Here is a 21,141-nt window from a genome sequence, read left to right on the forward strand (position 1 = left end):
AATGAGCGCCCGCACCCACGCACGCAAGGATGCGTCGTCGGAAGCGATCCAGGCGCCGCGCTTGCGCACCTTGCTGCTGACCGACCTGTGCGACTCGACCGCGCTGGTCGAGCGCATCGGTGACAACGTCGCCGCTGCGCTGTTTCGCGAGCACGACCGGCTAGTGGTCAAACTGCAGCAGCAATGGCGTGGCCGGCTGATCGACCGCTCGGACGGATTGTTGCTGTTGTTCGACCGCCCCATCGACGGCCTGGGCTTTGCGCTGGATTACGCCCGTGGCCTCAAGGCGATGGGCGATGCCCGTGCGCTCACGCTGTGCGCGCGGCAGGGCCTGCACGTCGGCGAAGTGCTGACCTGGCGCAATAGCGACGAAGCGGTCAGCATCGGTGCCAAACCGCTGGAAGTCGAAGGCCTGGCCAAGCCCACCGCCGCGCGCCTGATGTCGATGGCGCGGCCCGGGCAGATCCTGTTGTCGGCAGTGGCCGAGTCGTTGACCCACCGCGCCGCACGCGAACTGGGCGACCGCGGCGAACGCATCCTGTGGAAATCCCACGGCCGCTGGCGCTTCAAGGGCGTGCCCACGCCGATGGAGATCTATGAGGTCGGCGAGATCGATGTCACGCCATTGCGCGCGCCGAAACATTCGCCGAAGGCATGGCGGGATATTCCGCTGTGGCGGCGGCCGGCGGCACTGTTGGCAGAAACTGCCTTGGTCGTCGCCGTGTGCGTGTCGGCGTGGTTTTTCACCCGTTCCGAGCCAGCCATTGCGTTCTCCGAACGTGGGTGGGTGGTGGTCGGAGATCTACGTAATCTCACCGGCAATACGTTGCTCGACAGTTCGCTCGACCAGGCGCTGCGCATCAGCCTGGAGCAGTCGCGCTACGTCAATGTCCTGAGTGAGATGAAAGTGCGCGACACCATGGCGCGGATGAAGCGCGATCCTGATCGCGTAATCGTCGATCGCGCGATCGCCTCGGAAGTGGCGCTGCGCGATGGTGCAAGCGCTGTGCTGCTGCCGACTGTCGCGGAGATTGGCGGCAAGCTTCGGTTCAGCGTTGAGTTGGTTGATCCGCGGACCCAGACCACTGTCTACTCGGAGTTTGTGCAAGGCGATGGCTTGCCATCGGCACTGTCCTCGGTGGATCAGGTGACCCGCAAGCTCAGGCAGGGCCTGGGTGAGGTGGTGGCCTCGATCGACAAGAATTCCGTGCCGTTACCCGCCGTGACCACGTCAAGCCTGGATGCGCTGCGGGCTTATGCCTTGGGGGTCGACGCGACGGCGAAAGGCCAATGGAAAGAAGGGTTGGAACTGTTCGAGCGCGCGGTGGCCATCGATCCGGAATTTGCGCTCGCGTATCTGGGGGCGGCACGCATCAAGGTGGCGGTCTCCGATCGCCGTGGGGCGCTTCCGTACCTGGAGAAGGCAATTCGTTTCCGTCAGCGTTTGCCTGAGCGTGACCAGTTGTACATGGATGCATGGGCAGCTGAGTTGCTAGCACCCGACAAGGCATTGACGCTATGGAGAACGCTGGCCTCGCTCTACCCGGACAATTTTGCCGGCACCGCGAACGCATCGTGGCACCTGTTCGTTGCCAATCGTTTTGCCGACGCGTTGCCATACGCGCAGGCGGCCGATGTTCCGCAGGATCCGCTGCGCGCGATCGCGACTGATCGGGTTGGACGCATTCTGCTGGCACAGGGAAAGGCCGAAGCGGCACTGCAGCGTTTTTCCATTCCCGGTGATGCCGATCGTGCCGGCCCGCTTCGGCGCCAGGCGAACGCGCTGGCCGTGTTGAACCGCCATGTCGAAGCGAAGCAAACGCTCGACAGGATCGTCGAGAAAGGCTACGCCAACGACGATGTGGTGCCATTGATCGATCGCACCAGCATCGCAATCGATCAGGCCGACTGGACCGCTGCGCGCGCAGCGATCACACAAGGTCTGGCGCGCAGCAAGCAAGGCGACGATTTCAACCATCGCCAGTTCTCGGTCATTGCGGTGACGAGCGATGCTTTGGTCGATCCATCCCTGGCGACGGCGGCAGCGCTCAAGCCGACGTTCGATCGGCTGGTGTCTGCTGTCATTGACGATGGATCGGCAACGGTAAACCTGCAGGACAATGCCGCGATGGTGCTGATCCTCGCAAGCCAGGCGCAGCGGAGCGGCGATGACAGCCTCACCGCCCGCGCACTTGCAGCGATCAAGCCGGCGCTTGTGCATGAAACGCCGGTGCTTGCCGACCTGCGCGCCATTGTCGAAGCCCAGCAGTTGGCGTTGTCGGGCGACCGTGCGGCAGCCATCGCACGCCTGCCGGTCAGCGATGGTGATCTTTTTCAGACACGCGTAACGCTCTACACGCTACTGCACGAGAGCGGTCGGCACGCTGAGGCGTTGCAACAGGCACGTTGGCTGCTTCTCCATCGCGGGCGTGCTTACATCGAAGCAAATGCGTCGCAAACGCTGCAGCCGCTCAATGTTGCCGATGCGCGTCTGGCCCAGCTCTGGATGGCCGAGTCGCTGCACGCACTCGGCCGTACCCAGGAGGCGCGCGAACAGGCGCAGGCGTTTGCGCGCGCCTGGCCTTTACCGAATCTGCCTGCTTATTTACGCAGCAGGGTGGAACGCATGCTGTCCGACTCGAAGGCGAAGATCACGGTGTGATTGGCCTTTTCGGTCAGGTAGCTTTGCAGCTCGGCACGAGCCGCTGCAATGTCCTGCTTGGATGCGAGCTGATTAGTGTTCATGCAGTAATAAGCCTCTCCCACGCCGGGGACGGCGTTGTCCGCACTCACGCCAGGTGCACCGATCTGGGCAAGCGCCTGCGCCGGATTGCATTGAAAGCAGTCGCGGAAGTCGTCGTCGGTTGCCAGTAGCTCCAGCAGCTTGTCGGCTGTGGATGCATCAAACGGAAGATGGGTGTTATTGGCTGCGTCGGTCATGGTGTGGCTTACCTGGAGAGTGAGGGAGTGTGCTGTCGTATGACGTGGGACCTGACACAATATCGACCGTGCTCATGCGTCCTTGAGATGTTCCTATGCAAATTCGTCGCTGTACCACGTTGTTTTTTGAACTGCGCGACGATTCGGTGTTTGATCTTGCACGATTGCTTGCCGGGGGCGATGGCCTGCGTCGCCGCACACGATGGCTGGCGCTCGCGCCTCATCTTGAGGCGGAGGTGGAGGTTTCAAAGGAAGAGCGTGAATGGTTGGGCGAGTTGAGTCCCTCGCGCTTGCAGTCCATCGATCAGATGCAGCCGTTGCCAATCTGGACGGAGCGTTTGATCGAGCAAGGTCTTGTGATCAGCGATCAACCACAACATGTTCAGCACCGCCGCAACGACGAGTGCGTGCAGCAGCAGCGCTGGTGGCCATTGGCCGCGTTGTGGCATCGATCTGCACGCTGGAGCGGCGAAGACAGTGTGGCCACCATGGAAGCGCATGGCCTGACAACTGCAGAAGGCATGGTCGGCCGACTGGGCGCCCCCCCGGCAGAAATCGTAGACCGAGGCGAGGGTGGCATCGAAGCGCGCATTGCCCTGCCGCGGTCAACCCCGGGCACGTTCGATGAGCTGCTGTCGCGTCGCGTCACCTGTCGCAATTTCGATAGGCAGCGTCCACTGTCACCCATCTTGCTTGGCCAGATGCTTGAGCGCAGCGTCATGGCAAGCGCGCGCATCGAAGTGGGGCACGACACCGCGTTCTTGAAGAAGCCGGTACCGTCAGGGGGCAGTCTCCATCCCACCGAAACCTATCTGCTGGTCCAGCGTGTCGAGGGAATGACGAGCGGTCTCTATCACTATCGCCCTGTCGATCATGCTTTGCAGCCATTGCAGTCGCCACCGCAGCCGCTGGTGGACTTCGCGCGTCGTGCCGTGTCCGGGCAGCACTGGTTTGCCGATGCGCCGGTGCTGGTGATCCTGGTGCCGCGGTTTTTACGCAGTTTCTGGAAGTATCGAAACCACGCCAAGGCCTACCGCGCAATGATTCTGGATGTCGGCCATATCGCGCAGACGCTTTATCTGAGCGCAACCGACCTGGGGCTGGGAGCGTTTGTCACCTCGGCGATCAACGAGGTGGATATCGAACAGGCGCTTGGCCTGGACGGCCTGCAGGACGGCCCACTGGCCATCTGCGGATTCGGTTGGCGTGGCGAGGAAATGAACAATACCGAGCTGGATCCCGGCGGGGCAGTGTGGCCGGCTGGTCGTGATCCAGAGGCGGCCAAGGACATCGGATCCCATTAGCGAGAGACCATCACACATCTCTCGATCTGGACCGCTTGGCGAGGGAAGTCAGGCATGCCGGCTAGTTGGAGAACCTCGCTACAACCGTCAGCGCTCGTCGTTGCAGGCGAACGCTGACGTCGATCCAAAGCAAGCACTTCGCAATGGCGTTACCGCCGAATCGCCTGCGTATGCGTCTTCAATGCATCGCTCAGACCGTTCACCTTATCGGCGCCTTCCGGCACGGTGATGCTGGAGCCGGTCAGGTCGTCGCCGATCGGTTGCACGCGGCCGCCCAGGCACTGGCCCAGGAACCCTTCGGTCACCGCGTTGAAGGCCTTGCTGTTTTCCGGGCGGCGGAAGCCGTGGCCTTCGTCGGGGAACAGCACGTAGGTGACCGGAATGTTCTTGGCCTTCATCGCGTTGACGATCTGGTCGCTCTCGGCCTGCTTGACGCGCGGGTCGTTGGCACCCTGGCCGATCAGCAGCGGCTTGCTGATCTTGTCGACATGGCTGAGCGGGGAGCGCTCGGTCAGCCACTGCTTGCCGGCCTCGGTGGCCGGGTCGCCCATGCGTTTGGTCAGCTGCTTGTAGAAGCTGGCCCAGTACGGCGGCACGGTGCCGAGCAAGGTGTTGAGGTTGGCCGGGCCAACGATGTCCACGCCGCACTTGAACGCGTCCGGGGTGAAGGTCAGCCCGACCAGCGTGGCGTAGCCGCCATAGCTGCCGCCCATGATCGCCACGTCCTCGGGCCTGGTCACACCTTGCTTGACCGCCCACTGCACGGCGTCGAGCAGGTCGTCGTGCATCTTGCCGGCCCACTCGCCGTTGCCGGCATTGGTGAAGGCCTTGCCGAAGCCGGTGGAGCCACGGAAATTCACCGCCAACACCGCATAGCCGCGATTGGCCAGCCACTGCTCATACGGCCCGTAGCCGTAGCTGTCGCGCGCCCACGGGCCACCATGCACGAACAGCACCAGCGGCACCGGCTTGTCGGCCTTGCCATCGTGATTGGCGTCTGCCTCGGCGGGCAGGGTGAGGTAGCTGACCAGCTTGAGGCCGTCGCGCGCGGTCAGTTCCTGCGACCACATCGGGACCAGCGGTTTGCCGTCGAGCGCGGGGCGGGCGGAGAACAGTTTGGTCAGCTTGCCGCCGTCTGCACGGTCGTAGCGGTAGTAGCTCAGCGGTGTCTCTGCCGCCGAATACCCCACGATCCAGATGCGATCGTCGAGCGTGCGTGCGGCAACGCTGGCATCACCGCTGCCGAGTGACTTGAGCTTTTGCAGGTCGGCGGCAATGCCGTTGTCCAGCGCCTTCCATTCCTCGCGCAGATAGTCGGTGGACACGGCCTGCACCACGCCGGTCCTGGGGTCGTTCAAGGTGGCGCCGACATCGGTGCGCGGGTTTTCGAACAGCAGCGTCCGCGCATTGCTGACGGTGTCGATGGCATACAGTGCCGCGGTGTCGCGATTGCGCGAATCGTGCATGTACAGCGTCTTGCCGTCGTCGGTCAGTCCGTCGGGCGAGGTGTTGCTGACGTCCTCGAACGGGATGCGGTCCACGCGCTTCCAGCGCTTGCCGTCTGGCACCAGCAGCTCTCTGCCGGCATCGTCGGTGGCGCGCGTGGCGTAGCGCAGCTGGTAGTTGCCGTCGAGCAGATAGGAATCCAGGCTGTCGGTGTTCTGCTGCACCAGGCTGCGCTTGCCCGAGGCCAGGTCCACCCGATACAGGTCATGCCATTTGGGATCGCGGTCGTTCATGCCGACCATGATCGACTCGGGGTGCTGCGCGCTGACGCGATACACCTCGGCGTTGGTCTTCTTGAACGGGGTGAGGTCCTTGCTGCTGCCATCGCTCAGATTCACCGAGAACAGATGGAAGTCTTCGTCGCCGCCGTTGTCGCGCAGGTACAGCAGCGTGTTGGGTTGATAGGTCCAGAAATAAGTGCGGATGCCGCGTGCGGTGTCCTTGGTGATCGCGCGCGCCTGATCCGGTGCATCCACCGGGGCGACCCAGACATTGAGCACGCCCTCGAGCGGCGCGACCCAGCTGAGGTACTTGCCATCCGGACTGATGCTCACGTTCGCCCGTTCCGGGTTGCCGAACAGCGCATCGCGGGTGATCAGTTCGGGTGGCGCCGCGGGTGCTTGCGCAGCGGCCGGGGCTGGCGTGGCAGCCTTGTCGGTGGTGGGCGCGGCGTTGTCGCTGCAGGCGGTCAGCGCGAGCAGCATGCTGGAAACAAGAAGCAGGCGTTGCATGGACGTCTCCGGTCTGGGGCGCGGCCACTCCGGCCGCTTTCCCCCACGCTAGGGTCAGGGCCGGCCCCTGCGGACGTGCCGTTGGTCACGCCACCAGGCGCCGCTACGCAGACGCGGACACAAATTCCACCAACGCGACACCCTCGGCGACCAGCTCGCCCTCGGCCACCAGGTACGCCGCCACCGTGCCGTCGCCGGGCGCGTGCAAGGTGTGCTCCATCTTCATCGCTTCCAGCACCACCAGGGCCTGCCCGCGGGTGACCGACTGCCCCACCGGGGCGACCAGCGACACGATGCGGCCCGGCATCGGTGCGGTCAGGCCACCGGTGTCGTGCGCGGGCTGATCGGCTTCGGCCAGTGTGTCATGGTGGCGGAAGGTCGCCCGCTGCGTGGCACCGCGCAATGTCAGGGTGTCGCCGTCGCGCAGGACCTGCATGCGCCATTGTCGGCCATCCATTTCCACGCGCAGTGCATCGCCCTGCAGGTGGTAGCGCAGCGTGTGGGTATCGCCTGCAGTCGTGACCTGCCAGCCATCGCCAAGCGGGCGCACGCCGAACTGGCGGCGCTCGCCTGCGGCCTCTAGCGTCATGGCGTGCGTGGCATGCGCACCGATGCGCCAGCCATCGGTGTGTTGCCATGGCGAAAACGGGTCGGCCGGATCGGCAGCGGCCTTCGGCAACGCGTCGGCAATCAACGCCGCTGCCAGGCACCACCAGGCATTGGCCGGACTGACCGCATCGGGAAACAACACGGCCTGCTCGCGTTCGATCAGCGCGGTATCCAGATCGGCAGATGCAAACGACGCGGTGCCGATCAGGCGCGCAAGGAACGCGCTGTTGGTGGTGACGCCCACCGCATGGAATTGCGCCAGCGCCTCGCGCATGCGTGCCAATGCGGCGGGGCGATCCACATCCCATACGATCAGCTTGGCGATCATCGGGTCGTAGTAAGGGCTGATGCTGTCGCCTTGCTCCACCCCGGCATCGATGCGTACATGCGCACCGGCTGCGGGAAACTGCAGTTGCCGCAGCATGCCGGTCGACGGCAGAAAGCCGCGGTCGGCATCTTCGGCATACAGGCGCGCTTCCAGCGCGTGGCCATGGATGCGCAGGTCCTGCTGACGCAGCGGCAACGGCTCGCCCGCGGCGACATGCAGTTGCCACTCGACCAAGTCGGTGCCGGTGATCAACTCGGTGACTGGGTGCTCGACCTGCAGCCGGGTGTTCATTTCCATGAAATAGAAATCGCCATCCGGGCCGGCGATGAACTCCACCGTGCCGGCACCGACATAACCCACGGCGCGCGCGGCATCCACGGCTGCCTTGCCCATGGCGGCGCGGCGTTGTTCGCTCATGCCGGGAGCAGGCGCTTCTTCCAGCACTTTCTGATGCCGGCGCTGCACCGAACAATCGCGTTCGAACAGATAGACCACCTCGCCCCGGGTATCACCAAACACCTGGATCTCGATATGGCGCGGCCGCTCGACGTATTTTTCCACCAGCACCTGCGCATTGCCGAAAGCCGATTGCGCTTCGCGCTGGCAGCTGGCCAAGGCCTCTTCGAAGGCCGCGCTGGTATCCACCCGGCGCATGCCCTTGCCGCCACCGCCTGCGCTGGCCTTGATCAGCACCGGATAGCCGATCGCATCGGCCTGCGCGCGCAGGAAGGCCGGCGCCTGTTCGTCGCCATGGTAGCCCGGCGTCAGCGGCACGCCGGCGCGTTGCATCAGCGCCTTGGCCGCACTCTTGTCGCCCATCGCGCGGATGGCGGCCGCTGGCGGGCCGATGAACACGATGCCAGCCTGCGCGCAGGCATCGGCAAACGCCGCGTTTTCCGACAGGAAGCCATAGCCCGGATGGATCGCCTGCGCGCCGCTTGCGCGTGCCGCCTCCAGGATCGCATCGCCACGCAGATAACTCTGCTGCGCCGGTGCGGCGCCGAGATGGATCGCTTCATCGGCCAGCCGCACATGCCGCGCATCGCGGTCGGCATCCGAATACACCGCCACGGTCGCGATACCGAGCTTGCGACAGGTGGCGATGACCCGGCACGCGATCTCGCCGCGATTGGCAATCAGGATCTTGTCGAAATAGGGCGGTCTTGCTGCGGTGGTGAGTTCGCGCTGGGTCATGACGAAGTTCTCTGCACGCCGCCATGCTGGCGGGCGCTGCGATGGAAAGACGGTTGCATGGATTGCGCCACACGCCGTGCGATGACAGCTGACGCCGCTGCGCCCCCGCGCGATGCGCTGCTCGACGCAGGCAACGCGTGCGCACTCATGCAATGCTCCAGGCGTCACGCAACGCCTTGCGTGCAGGTGTGTGTACACCGCAAGACAGCCAAGAGCAGCACCTGCAGACGGACATCACCACCTCACATCCGGAACACGCCAAAGCGTGTCGTCTCGATCGGTGCATTCAATGCCGCCGACAGTCCCAGCCCCAGCACGCGACGGGTATCGGCCGGGTCGATGATGCCGTCGTCCCACAGGCGTGCGCTGGCGTAATACGGATGCCCTTGCTGCTCGAACTGCGCACGGATCGGCGCCTTGAATGCAGCTTCCTCTTCGCCCGACCAGGCGCCACCCTTGGCTTCGATCCCGTCGCGGCGCACGGTGGCCAAGACGCTGGCGGCCTGCTCGCCGCCCATCACGCCGATGCGCGCATTCGGCCACATCCACAGGAAGTTCGGCGAGTAGGCGCGACCGCACATGCCGTAATTGCCGGCACCGAACGAGCCGCCGATCACCACGGTGAACTTGGGCACCTTGGCGCAGGCCACCGCCATCACCAGCTTGGCCCCGTCCTTGGCGATGCCGCCATGTTCGTATTTGCGCCCGACCATGAAGCCGGTGATGTTCTGCAGGAACACCAGCGGAATGCCACGCTGCGTGCACAGCTCGATGAAGTGCGCGCCCTTGAGCGCGGACTCGGAAAACAGGATGCCGTTGTTGGCGATGATGCCCACCGGATAGCCATGCAGATGCGCAAAGCCGGTGACCAGGGTGCTGCCGTAGCGCGGCTTGAATTCGTCCAGCTGCGAGTCGTCGACGATGCGGGCGATCACCTCGCGCACATCGAAGGGCTTGCGCGTGTCGGCAGGAATCACGCCATACAGTTCGTCGGCGATGTAGCGCGGCGGCAGCGGTGCCTGCAGTGCCAACGATGCAGCCGGCTTGCGCCAGTTGAGCTGCGCGATGATGGCGCGCACGCGCGCCAGGGCCTGCAGGTCGTTGTCGGCAAAGTGGTCGGCCACGCCGGAGATGCGCGTGTGCACATCGGCACCGCCGAGTTCTTCGGCACTGACTTCTTCGCCGGTGGCCGCCTTGACCAGGGGTGGACCGCCGAGAAAGATCGTGCCCTGCTCGCGCACGATCACCGTTTCATCGCTCATCGCCGGCACGTAGGCGCCGCCAGCGGTGCACGAGCCCATCACGCAGGCGATCTGCGGGATGCCGTTGGCCGACAGGTTGGCCTGGTTGTAGAAGATGCGCCCGAAGTGATCGCGGTCGGGAAACACTTCATCCTGCAGCGGCAGGAACGCACCGCCGGAATCGACCAGGTAGATACATGGCAAGCGGTTCTGCTGCGCGATTTCCTGCGCGCGCAGATGCTTCTTCACCGTCATCGGGTAATAGGTGCCGCCCTTGACTGTGGCATCGTTGGCCACGATCACGCACTCCACCCCGGACACGCGCCCGATGCCGGCCACCACACCGGCGCACGGCACCTGATCGTCGTACATGCCGTGCGCGGCCAATGGCGCGATCTCCAGCAAGGCGCTGCCCGGATCCAGCAAGGCATCGATACGCTCGCGTACCAGCAACTTGCCACGTGCGCTGTGCTTGGCACGCGCAGCCTCACTGCCGCCCAGCGCGGTCTGCGCCAGCGTGCGGCGCAGATCCTCGACCACGGTGCGCATCGCAGCAGCGTTTTGTTGGAAGCTCTCGCCGCTGACCTGCAGCTGGCTGGTGATCGCGCTCATGGTGGCTCCGTCAGGCGGTGCGTTCGAACAGCTCGCGGCCGATCAACATGCGTCGGATCTCCGAGGTGCCCGCGCCGATTTCGTACAGCTTGGCATCGCGCCACAGGCGCCCGGTGGGGTAGTCGTTGATGTAGCCGTTGCCGCCCAGCACCTGGATCGCCTGGCCGGTGAGCCAGGTGGCTTTTTCGGCCGCGTAGAGAATCGCGCCGGCCGCATCCTGGCGCGTGGTCAGCCCGGCATCGCAGGCGCGCGCCACCGCATAGACGTACGCGCGGCAGGCGTTGAGCCCGACGTACATGTCGGCCAGCTTGGCCTGCATCAACTGGAAGGTGCCGATCGGCGCGCCGAACTGCTTGCGCTCGTGCACGTACGGCAGCACCACGTCCATCGCCGCAGCCATCAAGCCCAACGGGCCGCCGGCCAGCACCACACGTTCGAAATCCAGCCCGGACATCAGCACGCGCACGCCGCCGTTGAGCGTGCCCAGCACGTTCTCGGCCGGCACTTCGCAATCGGTGAACACCAGCTCGCAGGTGTTGGAGCCGCGCATGCCCAGCTTGTCGAGCTTCTGCGCGGTGGAGAATCCCGGCATGCCCTTTTCGACGATGAAGGCGGTGATGCCGCGTGCGCCGGCATCCGGGTCGGTCTTGGCGTACACCACCAGCACATCGGCGTCCGGGCCGTTGGTGATCCACATCTTGCTGCCGTTGAGCACATAGCGGTCGCCGCGCGCATCGGCGCGCAGCTTCATCGACACCACATCCGAGCCGGAGCCGGCCTCGCTCATCGCCAGCGCGCCGACATGCTCGCCGGTGCACAGCCTGGGCAGGTAACGCTGCTTCTGTTCCGGCGTGGCGTTCTTGCGCAGCTGGTTGAGGCACAGGTTGGAATGCGCGCCGTACGACAGGCCGATGGCCCCGCCGGCCCGCGAGATCTCTTCCATCGCCACCACATGCGCCAGGTAGCCCATGCCGCTGCCGCCGTACTCTTCTTCCACGGTCAGCCCGAGCAGGCCCTGCTCGCCGAACAGGCGCCACAGCTGGGCAGGGAAGACATTGTCCTGGTCGGCCGCGGCGGCGAGCGGGGCAATATGGTGGCTGGCGAAGGCCGCCACGCTTTCGCGCAGCAGATCGATGTCTTCGCCAAGCGCAAAATTCAGGGACGGCACGTGCATGGAGCGACTCCGCAGGGATCGGGATGTGCCGGGTGGGAGCGGGCAGGCCGCACGGCGTTTGTGCGCAGCCTAGCGGTCCGCAATGAAAAAGTGAACTAAAATTCAACTATTGAACCCAGAATCACACCATGGCTTATCGACGCTCCGCCCTGATGGAAGAACGCCTGGCCGGCAATCGCGAACGCATCCTGCACGCGGCCCGCGCCCTGATCGCCGAAGGCGGCTACCGCAATGCGCCGGTGACCGCCGTCGCCGCTGCCGCTGGCGTGTCCACCGGGCAGATTTACCGACACTTCCCTTCCAAGGCCGAGCTTTTCGTGGAAGTTCTCAATGCGGCGGTGCAGCGCGAGATGACCATCCTGCGCGCCATCACCACCACCCAGGCCAGCGCTGCCGAGCGCCTGCGCAACGCGATCGCCACTTTTGTGCGGCGCGCGCTGGCCGGCCCGGCGTTGGCGTACGCCTTCATCGCCGAGCCGGTGGAAAGCGAGGTGGATGCCGAGCGCATCCGTGGCCGACGCCTGTTCGGCGAAGTGTTCCGTCAGTTGCTTGCCGAAGGCGTGGCGGCTGGCGAGTTCCCGCCGCAATCGCTGGACGCGGCGGCGGCCTGCATCGTCGGCGCCTTCACCGAGGCGCTGGTGGGACCGATCGCCCCCAGTCGCGGCGATCCGCAGCAGGGCGAGCAACTGGTCGAGGCGATCTGCGGGTTCTGCCTGCGCGCGGTCGGCGCGCCCCAGCCGGCCGGCTGACAGTGCACTGACTGAGCCTCTAACTGGGCTGTATGAACGCTTCTGACTGTGCATATACTGTGCACTCGTCCTGCTGGAGTCGTGCGATGGTCGCCGTTCTCAATCCCCTGGCCCTGACCGAACGCCTGCGCGTACCGGATCGCACCATCCTGTCGCCCTCGGCCATGGCCGGCCTGCTGGATCTGTCGCAGCAGGAGCTGGCCGAGCTGGCCGGTGTGCATCGCAACAGCCTGCGCGTGCATCCGGAAAGCCCGCGCGTGCAGGACCTGCTACGCAACCTGTCGCGCCTGCTGGTGGCGATGACGCAGCTCCAGCCGGACGAACGCCAGGTGGTGTTCCACCTCAAGAACACCCCGATCCCCGCGTTTGAATTCGCCACCTTGCTGGAAGTGGTCAAACAGGGCCGCACCGACGATGCGTTGACCTATCTGCGCACCGTCGCCTCGGGGGCCGCCGGTTGAAGCTGAGCGCCCCGGCGCACTGCACGCTGTATCGCGCCTTCACCCCACGCTGGGCCGCCGAACCGCTGAGCGGCGCCGGTGCGGCACGCTCGGGCGGGCGCTTCAATCGTTTCGGGCAGCCGGCGCTGTATCTATCGCTGCAGCTGGAAACCGCTGCCGCCGAATACGCGCAGGCCGCGCTGTTCCTGCCGCCACTGACCCTGGTCAGTTACGCCGCCGAGCTGCCGGCGTTGGCCGATCTGCGCCTGCTCGATGCAAGCTGGGATCCGCTCTGGGCCGATTGGACCGAGGACTGGCGCAAGGCCCTGGTCAACAAGATCGAACCGGTGAGCTGGGTGCTCGGCGACATGCTGCGCGAGGCGGAGATCCCTGGCGTAATCTTTCCCAGCATGGCGTTGCCGGAGGGCATCAACGTGGTGCTGTTTCTGGACATGCTGCAGCCCAAAGACGTGTTGCGCGTGCTCGACGATGGCCGCCTGCCGCGCGACGGGCGTAGCTGGGGCGATCCGCCGATCGAGGCGTAGCGAGGTCCTTCAACCCAGCAACAGCTGCAGCGCACCCGCCAGCACCGGCGCGGCCACAGCCGTGGGCAGAATCAATCCACGCCGATACGGCAGCAGCCACAGCGACAGCAGCGCGGCAGCGCCGGTCAATGTGCCCAGCCACAACACCGGGCCGATGCCCCAGCCTTGCGCGTGTACCGCCAGGCCGAAGGTGAGCAGCAACAACAACCAACCCAGCACGCGCAGTTGCCGCGAACGTGCGGCGCCCAGCGTGCGGCCACGCACTTCCTGCTGATGCTTGTCCATCGCCAGGCACAGTGCGGCGAATCCGGAAAAATTCAGCGCCAGCAATAGCCACACGCTCATGCGCTCTCCTGCATCGGCACGCTGCCTTGCGCAGGCGCAGGCGCAGGCGCAGGCGCAGCCGCAGTGGCGCGCGCACGTCGTGCCGATGCCGGTTGCGGCGCCTTCCAGTGTTGCAGGCGCCATCCCGCGATCCCCAGGGACACGCCAAGGAACAAGCAGACCAGATCGACCCCGGCCAGCGTCCATTGCCCGGCTGGCAATGTCACGCCCAGATGCACATCGGTGGTGATCACATTGACCACCGGCACCAACGCGAACAAGCCCGCACCCAGATACAGCTGCCAGCTCCACATCGCACGCCGTGGCCACACGAATGCGGCCAGCAATGCGGCGGCCCATGCGACGAAGAACAGATTGGCTTCCATCGCCGCGCGCCCCTCCAGGCCCACCGGCAACAAGCGGTTGGCCCAGAAGAAACTGGCAAAGGCGATCGGCAGGCCGGCGACCGTGCCGATGTTGAGCGCATCCACCAACCGCAGCCCAAAGCCGATGCGCCCGGCCTTCAGGTGTTTGGGGCGTTCCTTCACTGCCCACATCACCACGCCGCTGGCCACCATCAGGCAACCAAGCAAGCCGGAGCCGAAGAACAGCGCGCGCATCCACGGCCCGGCGAAGTGGGCGATATGCAGGCCCACCATCACCCCACGCGTCTGGCTGGCACCGCCCGGCGGCCCGCTGCGCTGCAGGCGCTGTCCATTGATTGCATCGAACAGGATGGACGGCGCATCGGTGGAGAGGTTGCCAGCGCGCTGAGTGACGCCGACCGCCGCATGCGCGTCGTTGGGAAGCGACACCGCCACGTTGCCCACCTCGCCGCCACGCCAGTCGCTGCGCGCACGCGCCACGAATTGTTCCAGCGGCAGCATGCGCGCCGGCGTGCCGGAGGCGCCTCGCGTATCGGCCACCCGGTTGGCGGACTCTTCGTAGAAACGCATTTCGTTGTCGGGGTACTGCGCCTTGATGCCCCACGGCAGGTACATGAACATCAAGGTCACGATGCCGGTGTAGGTGATCATCGCGTGGTACGGCAACGCGGTCACCGCGCTGACGTTGTGGAAATCCAGCCACGAGCGCAGGCCCTTGCCCGGGCGAAAGGTGAAGAAATCCTTGAAGATCTTCTTGTGCGTGATCACGCCGCTGATGATCGCCACCAGCATGAACATCGCGCAGAAACCGACGATATAGCGCGACCACATCACCGGCAGATAATGCAGGTCGAAATGCAGCCGGTAGAAGAATTCGCCGCCCAGGGTGTCGCGTGCGGCGATTTCCCTGCCGGTGGCCGGGTCGATGATGGCGGTGCCGTACATCTGCCGGCGGCTGGCCGGTTTGCCATCGGCTGGCGCAGGGTTTTGCCAGTACATGCTGACTACCGGATTGCGCGTGTCCGGCAAGGTGATGTTCCAGCTCTGCGCATCGGCTGCATGCGTCTGCAGATACTGCTCGGCACTGCGCAGCGCGGTTGCGTTGCTCACCGTGGTGGTGGGCAATTCCGGGCGCATCCAGCGGCTGATTTCGTCGCGGTAATAACTCGCCGTGCCGCCCATGAAGATCAACAGCAGCACCCAGCCGACCAGCAGACCGGTCCAGGTGTGCAGCCACGCCATCGACTGGCGGAATCCCTGCTTCATGCCACGCCCCGTTGCAGCCATGCGGCCAGTGCGAACATCAGCGCCGCCGGCACCGCGATGCCGGCCCAGGCGCGCCACACGCTGGCGGTGGCGAAGGCCCATAGCGGCGCGCAGGCGCACACCACGATGCCGACCAGCATGCTGGTCAACACCGCCTCGCTGCGTGGCATCGGCAGCACCAGCGCCAGCAGCAGATTGGTGGCGCTGGCGAGTGCATAGCCGCCAAACATCGCCGCCAGCGTGCGCCCAAGCACGCCCAGCCAGGGACGCCTGAACCAGGGAAGCGGCAGCGGCGGTGCGGTGGACATCGGATCAGCCAGGCGTGCGGCCGACTTACTCGGCCAGGAAGGTCAACGTGCTGATGTGATGGATCATCGACACCTGCTTGCCGGCGATCTCACGCTTCACCGGCTCCTTGTTGGTGGCGACCAGGATGTGCCGGCCAGCGCGCAGCATGGGCAGGGTCACCTGGCCCTTGGCGTCGGAGGTCAGCGTCTTCTGCCACTTCTGCGGGTCGATCACCGTCACCTCGACCTTGGGCAGCGGCTTGTTGCGATAGAGCACGGTCAGCGTGTTGCTGTTGGCGGCGGTGGGCACCAGTTCGAAATCGAGCTTGGCCGAGGGCGTGGCGCGCCCGGCGCGTGCGTAGTAGCTCACGGTCTCGAAGCCGCCGGCCTCGCCCTTCCACGGCTCGAACACGCTGTCATCGCTCAGCCAGGCATCGCCGGTGCCGGACAACGGCGCGGTGAGGAATTCGCTGCCGCGCTGCAGGGCGCCAGCCTTGCCGGCGCTGCCGAACACGGTCGGCTTGACCACGCGCTTGATCTCGTCTTCGCCGTGATCCAGGGCCTCCTGCGCCGGCTCGCCGAAGTAGATGCGCACCGGACCGCTGCCGTCGCGCTCGATCCAGATCTCGTGGGCCTGGGCAGACAGACTGATGCTGGCTAAGGCCAGGCAGGACAGCAGGAAGGACTTCATCGCGGCGACTCCTCGTCAGCGGGACCGGGCGAGGCGAGGACCGCATCACCGTGGATTGATGGGAATGATACGCAATTCCCTCAAGCGCGACCAACGTCTCATGCGGCATTGCGGCAATTCATCGGGCTGCGCGGACCGGTGTGCCTGCAAGACCCATAGCGCGCCAGGGCGCAGCGCACACCGCTGCAATCACGGTCATGCACACTGGCCAGACGGGCGCGAACTGTGCTCTATACTCCGGCGCTAGCAGAGGTCTTCGACCAACAGCCAGGGGTGAGCGCGTGCGGAATTACGACCTCGAGTTCCTGAAGAAATTCTCGATGGTGATCGGACTACTGGTGGTGATCACCCTGGGCCTGATTGCCCTGGCAGCCTATTTGCAACGCGCCATTCCCGACGAAGTCTCGCCCACTGCGGCCAAGCGCGTGCAGCAACGCATCGCCCCGGCCGGCGCGGTCTATGCCGGCACCACCGGTGCGTCCGCACAGGCCGCAGCCCAGGCGGCAGCGCTCGCCAAGGCCGCCTCGCAGTCCGCCTACGGCGGCAGCACCGACGGCAAGACCATCTTCGACAATCTGTGCACCGCCTGCCACACCACCGGCGTGGGCAAGGCGCCGACGCTGGACCACGCGCATTGGGACGCGCGCATCGCCCAGGGCAAGGACACCTTGTACAAGCACGCGATCGAGGGCTACACCGGCCCGGATGGCGGCATCATGCCGCCCAAGGGCGGCAACCCGGCGTTGACCGAAGAACAGGTGCGGGCCACGGTCGACTGGATGCTGAGCAATCTGAAGTAAGCGCCTGCAGCGCAGTAGGCGGCTGACACAAGCGGTCGGTGTGCGGCCAGGTGGCAGCGCGCGCTGTGCGCGGGTGCGTCGACCGGTCAATCGCCAGGCTTGCACGCGCTGGAGCACGCTTTAGCTTTTGTAGGCCAGCACCCATTGCGCGAGCGTTTGCACTCGCTGCACGACGTGCTAGCACGATGACGTCAGCCTTGGACGCCCGGGCCGGCGCAAGTGCTTCGGGGAATGCCTGCAGTTACCGGCATCTGTAGATCGGCCACGCTACCCACGCAGCAGCTGGTCGCCACTCGCAACGTTTTGCTAGCCTGTCGCGGTTCTCACGCGCCGCCTTCGGGGCGGCGCTTGCATGTGGTCTACGTCTTTCTGGAGTGTGTCGATGTCGCGTTGCTCGCTGGTTGTGCTCGGTGTGATCGGTCTGTTGGCGCCACTGCTGGGCAGTGCCGCCGAGGGCGCGCCGCAACGTCTGTCGATCGCCGACGTGCAAGGCGAAGACACCCGTAGCCCCTACGACGGCCGTGTGGTCGACGTGGAGGGCATTGTCACCGCCGATACGCGTGCCGGTCTGGCCGGGCTGTTCGTGCAGCAGCCCGGCTTCGAGCCGCGGCGCTCGCACGGTCTGTTCGTTACCGGTGCCGGCAATGCCGAGGTGGCGGTGGGCGACCGCGTGCGCATCGTCGGCACCGTGCGCGAGGTGTCGGCAGGCGGCGAGGCGAGCCTGACCACGGTGGATGCCAGCAGTATCGAGCGACTGGCCAGCGGCCAGCCGGTGCCGGTGCGCATGCTCAGCGGGCCGCCGGTCAACTGGGAAGCGCTGGAAGGCGAGCACGTGCGCATCGCTGCGCTGACGCTCAACGGCAGCGATCGTCTGGACACCTATGGCGAGCTGGTCGTCGCGTTCGGCGGGCGCTTGTGGCAGCCCAGCGAAGTGGCCGCCGCCGGCACCCCGGCCTTCGCACAGGTGCAGGCCGACAACGCCCGTCGCCAGGTGTTGCTGGACGACGCGCGCAATGGCCGCAGCCCCAAGACGGTGGCCTATCTGCCGGCCGATCCGGTGCTGCGTAGTGGCAGCCTGCTCAAGTCGGTCGACGGCATCGTCGACCAGCGCTACGACGGCAACTACCGCATCCAGGTGCTGAGTCCGTTGACGCTGCCGGCCATGCCGGCCGCGGTGGCGCCACAGGTGGGCGGCGACCTGCGTATTGCCTCGTTCAATCTGGAGAACTTCTTCAACGGCAATGGCCGCGGCGGCGGCTTTCCGACCAAGCGCGGTGCGCGCACGCACGAGCAGTTCCAGGCGCAGCTGACCAAGCTGGTGTCCACCATCGTGCCGTTGCACGCCGATGTGGCTGCGTTGATGGAGCTGGAAAACGATGGCAATGACGCCGATGCGGCGGTGGCGCAACTGGTCGCCGCGCTCAACGCGGCCGACAAGGACAAGGACTGGCAGTTCGTCGACACCGGCAGCGGCCCGGGCGATGACGCGATCCGGGTCGGCATCGTGTACCGCAGTTCGCAGGTCACGCCGGTCGGCAAGCCGGCCACGTTGACCGGCGGGCCGTTCGACAGCCACAGCCGTGTGCCGCTGGCGCAGGCGTTTCGCAGCACCCGCGGGGCAACCTTCGTGGTGGTCGCCAATCACTTCAAGTCCAAGGGCTGCGGCAGCGCCAGCGGCGCCGATGCCGACCAGCGCGACGGCCAGGCCTGCTGGAACGCCACCCGCACCGAATCGGCCAAGCGCCTGCACCAGTGGCTGCAGACCGACCCCACCGGCGCGCAGACCAAGCTGGCCGTATTGCTGGGCGATTTCAACGCCTACGCGATGGAAACGCCGATGCGCAGCCTGCGCGCCAGCGGCTGGCAGGACGCCTTTGCGGTGGCCGGTGTGAAGCAGCCCTACAGCTACGTCTACGATGGCATGAGCGGGCGGCTCGACCACGCCCTGCTCAGCCCGGCGATGGCCAAGCAACTGCGCGGCGCGGTGGAATGGCATATCAACGCCGATGTCATGGACGATGCCGGCTATGCCAAGCGCAATCTGCCCGGCCCGTGGCGCAGTTCCGACCACGACCCGGTGCTGCTGGGTTTTTCGCTATAGCGCGCTAGCTGGCGCACGTCCCGGCGCGGCGGCGCAGCCGCAGGTTGAGCAGGTGCGTGCTGGCCAGCAGCAGGCTGCCGGTCACCGTGATCGGGGTTTCCCAACTGCCGCCGGCAAGCCCGCTGGCGCCCAGCACCAGGCCGGCTAGGCCGAAGACCGCCAGCGCCCACACCGGCGCGGGCAGTGCATGCCGGCGATGACTGCTCCACAGCGCGTAGCCGCTCAGCGGCACGGCAGCCGTGGCGAACACCACATGCACCCATTCGGCCCGGCTCCAGGCACCCAGCAGCGGCAGTGCAGCGGCCAGCAATGGCAGCGCTAGGCAGTGCAGCAGGCACAGGCTGGATAAGGCGATGGCCGAGTTGTCCAGTACAGAAGCGGTAACGCGCATCGGGGGTGTCCTGTCGAGCTAGTGTTATATAGTAACACTTCCATTCCAGCCAGGCCCTCAGGATGTCCCTGTCCCCCAAGCGCGATTCACGCCTGCCCGTCACCGTGTTGTCCGGCTTTCTCGGCGCCGGCAAGACCACCCTGCTCAACCGCATCCTGCATAACCGCGACGGCCTGCGCGTGGCGGTGATCGTCAACGACATGAGCGAGGTCAACATCGACGCGCAGCTGCTGCGCGAGGGCGGCGCGGCCTTGCGACGCACCGAAGAGACATTGGTGGAATTCAGCAACGGCTGCATCTGCTGCACGTTGCGCGACGATCTGCTGCAGGAGGTACGCAAGCTGGCCGAACAGAAGCGCTACGACTATCTGTTGATCGAATCGACCGGCATCGCCGAGCCGATGCCGGTGGCGGCCACCTTCGCGGTGCGCGATGCCGACGGCTTCAGCCTGGCCGACATCGCCCGGCTCGACACCATGGTGACGGTGGTGGACGGCAGCCGCTTCCTGCAGGACTTCGGCTCGGCCGCCACGCTGGCCGAACTCGGCCAGCAGGCCGGCCCGGACGATAGCCGCGGGCTGGTGCAGTTGCTGGGCGAACAGGTGGAGTTTGCCGACGTGCTGGTGATCAGCAAGTGCGATCAGATCGATGCACAGCAGCTGCAACGCCTGCGCGCGGTGTTGCGTGCGCTCAATCGCGAGGCGGCGATCGTCGACGCGGTGCATGGCGAAGTGCCACTGCGCCAGTTGCTAGACACCGGCCGCTTCGATTTCACCCGTGCGCAGCTGGCGCCGGGCTGGATGCAGGAACTGCGCGGCCAGCACACGCCGGAGACCGAGGAATACGGCATCAGCAGCTTCGTCTATCGCGCCCGCCGGCCGTTTCACCCGCAGCGTTTTGCGCGCATGGTGCAAGGCGGGCTGCCGCAGGTGATACGTAGCAAGGGATTTTTCTGGCTGGCCAGCCGCATGGATTGGGTCGGCGAATTGTCCAGCGTGGGTGGCGCGACCCAGACCAATGCAGCGGGCTTCTGGTTTGCCGCACGCCATCGCGTGGATGCGCATGCCATCGGCGAGCCGCTACAGACCAGCATCACGCCATTGCCGTATACCGATATCGGCTGGCAGCGTCAGCAGACGCAATGCTGGACCGCGCCGCTGCCGCAACCGCACGAGGTTGGCGATGCCAGCGAATACGCCGCGATGCAGCGGCTGTGGCACCCACTGTGGGGCGACCGTCGCCAGGAGCTGGCGGTGATCGGCGTGGACATGGACGCGCCTCGCACGCGCGCTGCGCTGGATGCCTGCCTGCTCAGCGATCACGAGCTACGCCAGGGCCCGGCGCAATGGCAACTGCTGGACGATCCGTTTCCGCACTGGCAGCGCTGATGGCGGCCTGGATCGCGCTGTCGACATCCGTTCGCGCCTGGTTCCGGATGCAATCTGCCGCAGGCTTGCATCTGCAGTGCGGCGTGCGGATGTGCCGCCACGTGGCGGTGTATCGCATGCCTCACCCGCGGCCG

18 protein-coding genes are annotated in these 21,141 nt (G+C 65.8%); 8 read left to right on the plus strand and 10 right to left on the minus strand.

Features of this window, described 5'->3' with window-relative positions:
* The first annotated feature begins 1 nt into the window (after window position 1).
* The gene (locus GGR73_RS15800; protein WP_184457796.1) at window positions 2-2,662 is read left to right on the plus strand and encodes a putative peptide modification system cyclase; all 2,661 of its coding nucleotides are present in this window, start codon (window positions 2-4) and stop codon (window positions 2,660-2,662) included.
* Here GGR73_RS15800 and GGR73_RS15805 read toward each other — a convergent pair.
* Window positions 2,602-2,940: an NHLP-related RiPP peptide gene (locus GGR73_RS15805; RefSeq protein ID WP_053051116.1), complete on the minus strand. Its 339-nt coding sequence runs from the start codon at window positions 2,938-2,940 to the stop codon at window positions 2,602-2,604. The two genes, GGR73_RS15800 and GGR73_RS15805, sit on opposite strands and share 61 nt — an antisense overlap.
* Before the next feature lie 95 nt (window positions 2,941-3,035).
* Here GGR73_RS15805 and GGR73_RS15810 point away from each other — a divergent pair, with 95 nt between their 5' ends.
* On the plus strand, window positions 3,036-4,244 hold the full coding sequence (locus GGR73_RS15810) for a putative peptide maturation dehydrogenase (RefSeq protein ID WP_104593702.1): 1,209 nt from the start codon (window positions 3,036-3,038) through the stop codon (window positions 4,242-4,244).
* A gap of 149 nt (window positions 4,245-4,393) precedes the next feature.
* Here GGR73_RS15810 and GGR73_RS15815 read toward each other — a convergent pair whose 3' ends face one another.
* The 4 genes from GGR73_RS15815 to GGR73_RS15830 form a co-directional block, all read right to left on the minus strand.
* Window positions 4,394-6,481: an alpha/beta hydrolase family protein gene (locus GGR73_RS15815; RefSeq protein WP_184457798.1), complete on the minus strand. Its 2,088-nt coding sequence runs from the start codon at window positions 6,479-6,481 to the stop codon at window positions 4,394-4,396.
* A gap of 103 nt (window positions 6,482-6,584) precedes the next feature.
* Window positions 6,585-8,612: an acetyl-CoA carboxylase biotin carboxylase subunit gene (locus tag GGR73_RS15820; RefSeq protein ID WP_184457800.1), complete on the minus strand. Its 2,028-nt coding sequence runs from the start codon at window positions 8,610-8,612 to the stop codon at window positions 6,585-6,587.
* Between the two features lie 242 nt (window positions 8,613-8,854).
* The gene (locus GGR73_RS15825) at window positions 8,855-10,465 is read right to left on the minus strand and encodes a carboxyl transferase domain-containing protein (RefSeq protein ID WP_179464384.1); all 1,611 of its coding nucleotides are present in this window, start codon (window positions 10,463-10,465) and stop codon (window positions 8,855-8,857) included.
* Between the two features lie 10 nt (window positions 10,466-10,475).
* Window positions 10,476-11,639: an isovaleryl-CoA dehydrogenase gene (locus tag GGR73_RS15830; protein WP_054592067.1), complete on the minus strand. Its 1,164-nt coding sequence runs from the start codon at window positions 11,637-11,639 to the stop codon at window positions 10,476-10,478.
* A gap of 128 nt (window positions 11,640-11,767) precedes the next feature.
* Here GGR73_RS15830 and GGR73_RS15835 point away from each other — a divergent pair, with 128 nt between their 5' ends.
* From GGR73_RS15835 to GGR73_RS15845, 3 genes are all read left to right on the plus strand, one after another.
* On the plus strand, window positions 11,768-12,388 hold the full coding sequence (locus tag GGR73_RS15835) for a TetR/AcrR family transcriptional regulator (RefSeq protein WP_054592068.1): 621 nt from the start codon (window positions 11,768-11,770) through the stop codon (window positions 12,386-12,388).
* A gap of 86 nt (window positions 12,389-12,474) precedes the next feature.
* Window positions 12,475-12,849, plus strand: a complete 375-nt coding sequence (locus GGR73_RS15840; protein ID WP_016902050.1) for a hypothetical protein — start codon at window positions 12,475-12,477, stop codon at window positions 12,847-12,849.
* A complete protein-coding gene (locus GGR73_RS15845) occupies window positions 12,846-13,373 on the plus strand; it encodes an RES family NAD+ phosphorylase (protein WP_054592069.1) in 528 nt (175 codons plus the stop codon). Before GGR73_RS15840 ends, GGR73_RS15845 begins: the two co-directional genes overlap by 4 nt.
* A 9-nt stretch (window positions 13,374-13,382) precedes the next feature.
* On the opposite strand, the gene GGR73_RS15850 is transcribed toward GGR73_RS15845, so the two are convergent.
* From GGR73_RS15850 to GGR73_RS15865, 4 genes are read right to left on the minus strand one after another with little or no spacing between them, the layout of a single operon-like run.
* Window positions 13,383-13,718, minus strand: coding sequence for a DUF3325 domain-containing protein (locus GGR73_RS15850; protein WP_016902052.1), 336 nt, complete (start codon window positions 13,716-13,718; stop codon window positions 13,383-13,385).
* Window positions 13,715-15,349 carry a PepSY-associated TM helix domain-containing protein gene (locus GGR73_RS15855; protein WP_184457802.1) on the minus strand — a complete coding sequence of 545 codons (1,635 nt, stop codon included), beginning with the start codon at window positions 15,347-15,349 and terminating at the stop codon, window positions 13,715-13,717. Before GGR73_RS15855 ends, GGR73_RS15850 begins: the two co-directional genes overlap by 4 nt.
* Window positions 15,346-15,657: a DUF3649 domain-containing protein gene (locus tag GGR73_RS15860; RefSeq protein ID WP_054592072.1), complete on the minus strand. Its 312-nt coding sequence runs from the start codon at window positions 15,655-15,657 to the stop codon at window positions 15,346-15,348. Before GGR73_RS15860 ends, GGR73_RS15855 begins: the two co-directional genes overlap by 4 nt.
* A gap of 25 nt (window positions 15,658-15,682) precedes the next feature.
* Window positions 15,683-16,327, minus strand: coding sequence for a DUF4198 domain-containing protein (locus tag GGR73_RS15865; RefSeq protein WP_167708218.1), 645 nt, complete (start codon window positions 16,325-16,327; stop codon window positions 15,683-15,685).
* A 281-nt stretch (window positions 16,328-16,608) separates the two neighbouring features.
* On the opposite strand from GGR73_RS15865, the gene GGR73_RS15870 reads away from it, so the two are divergent.
* Both GGR73_RS15870 and GGR73_RS15875 read left to right on the plus strand, forming a co-directional pair.
* A complete protein-coding gene (locus GGR73_RS15870; RefSeq protein WP_016902056.1) occupies window positions 16,609-17,127 on the plus strand; it encodes a c-type cytochrome in 519 nt (172 codons plus the stop codon).
* 382 nt (window positions 17,128-17,509) lie between these two features.
* On the plus strand, window positions 17,510-19,228 hold the full coding sequence (locus GGR73_RS15875; RefSeq protein WP_184457804.1) for an ExeM/NucH family extracellular endonuclease: 1,719 nt from the start codon (window positions 17,510-17,512) through the stop codon (window positions 19,226-19,228).
* A 4-nt stretch (window positions 19,229-19,232) separates the two neighbouring features.
* Here the strand turns inward: GGR73_RS15875 and GGR73_RS15880 are convergent, their stop codons facing one another.
* Window positions 19,233-19,619 (minus strand): MerC domain-containing protein, encoded by a 387-nt coding sequence (locus tag GGR73_RS15880; RefSeq protein ID WP_026064212.1) that lies wholly within the window; start codon window positions 19,617-19,619, stop codon window positions 19,233-19,235.
* A 62-nt stretch (window positions 19,620-19,681) separates the two neighbouring features.
* On the opposite strand from GGR73_RS15880, the gene GGR73_RS15885 reads away from it, so the two are divergent.
* Window positions 19,682-21,007, plus strand: a complete 1,326-nt coding sequence (locus GGR73_RS15885; RefSeq protein ID WP_102255407.1) for a GTP-binding protein — start codon at window positions 19,682-19,684, stop codon at window positions 21,005-21,007.
* Window positions 21,008-21,141: the final 134 nt, after the last annotated feature.

This window comes from Xanthomonas sp. F14 (genome assembly GCF_014199865.1).

Bases quoted from the DNA above. Each gene is read 5' to 3' on its own strand.
- GGR73_RS15865 (WP_167708218.1), bottom strand. From the start codon at position 16,327: ATGAAGTCCTTCCTGCTGTCCTGCCTGGCCTTAGCCAGCATCAGTCTG.
- GGR73_RS15855 (WP_184457802.1), bottom strand. From the start codon at position 15,349: ATGAAGCAGGGATTCCGCCAGTCGATGGCGTGGCTGCACACCTGGACC.
- GGR73_RS15805 (WP_053051116.1), bottom strand. From the start codon at position 2,940: ATGACCGACGCAGCCAATAACACCCATCTTCCGTTTGATGCATCCACA.
- GGR73_RS15825 (WP_179464384.1), bottom strand. From the start codon at position 10,465: ATGAGCGCGATCACCAGCCAGCTGCAGGTCAGCGGCGAGAGCTTCCAA.
- GGR73_RS15800 (WP_184457796.1), top strand. From the start codon at position 2: ATGAGCGCCCGCACCCACGCACGCAAGGATGCGTCGTCGGAAGCGATC.
- GGR73_RS15860 (WP_054592072.1), bottom strand. From the start codon at position 15,657: ATGTCCACCGCACCGCCGCTGCCGCTTCCCTGGTTCAGGCGTCCCTGG.
- GGR73_RS15810 (WP_104593702.1), top strand. From the start codon at position 3,036: ATGCAAATTCGTCGCTGTACCACGTTGTTTTTTGAACTGCGCGACGAT.
- GGR73_RS15815 (WP_184457798.1), bottom strand. From the start codon at position 6,481: ATGCAACGCCTGCTTCTTGTTTCCAGCATGCTGCTCGCGCTGACCGCC.
- GGR73_RS15885 (WP_102255407.1), top strand. From the start codon at position 19,682: ATGTCCCTGTCCCCCAAGCGCGATTCACGCCTGCCCGTCACCGTGTTG.
- GGR73_RS15840 (WP_016902050.1), top strand. From the start codon at position 12,475: ATGGTCGCCGTTCTCAATCCCCTGGCCCTGACCGAACGCCTGCGCGTA.
- GGR73_RS15820 (WP_184457800.1), bottom strand. From the start codon at position 8,612: ATGACCCAGCGCGAACTCACCACCGCAGCAAGACCGCCCTATTTCGAC.
- GGR73_RS15875 (WP_184457804.1), top strand. From the start codon at position 17,510: ATGTCGCGTTGCTCGCTGGTTGTGCTCGGTGTGATCGGTCTGTTGGCG.
- GGR73_RS15830 (WP_054592067.1), bottom strand. From the start codon at position 11,639: ATGCACGTGCCGTCCCTGAATTTTGCGCTTGGCGAAGACATCGATCTG.
- GGR73_RS15880 (WP_026064212.1), bottom strand. From the start codon at position 19,619: ATGCGCGTTACCGCTTCTGTACTGGACAACTCGGCCATCGCCTTATCC.
- GGR73_RS15835 (WP_054592068.1), top strand. From the start codon at position 11,768: ATGGCTTATCGACGCTCCGCCCTGATGGAAGAACGCCTGGCCGGCAAT.
- GGR73_RS15850 (WP_016902052.1), bottom strand. From the start codon at position 13,718: ATGAGCGTGTGGCTATTGCTGGCGCTGAATTTTTCCGGATTCGCCGCA.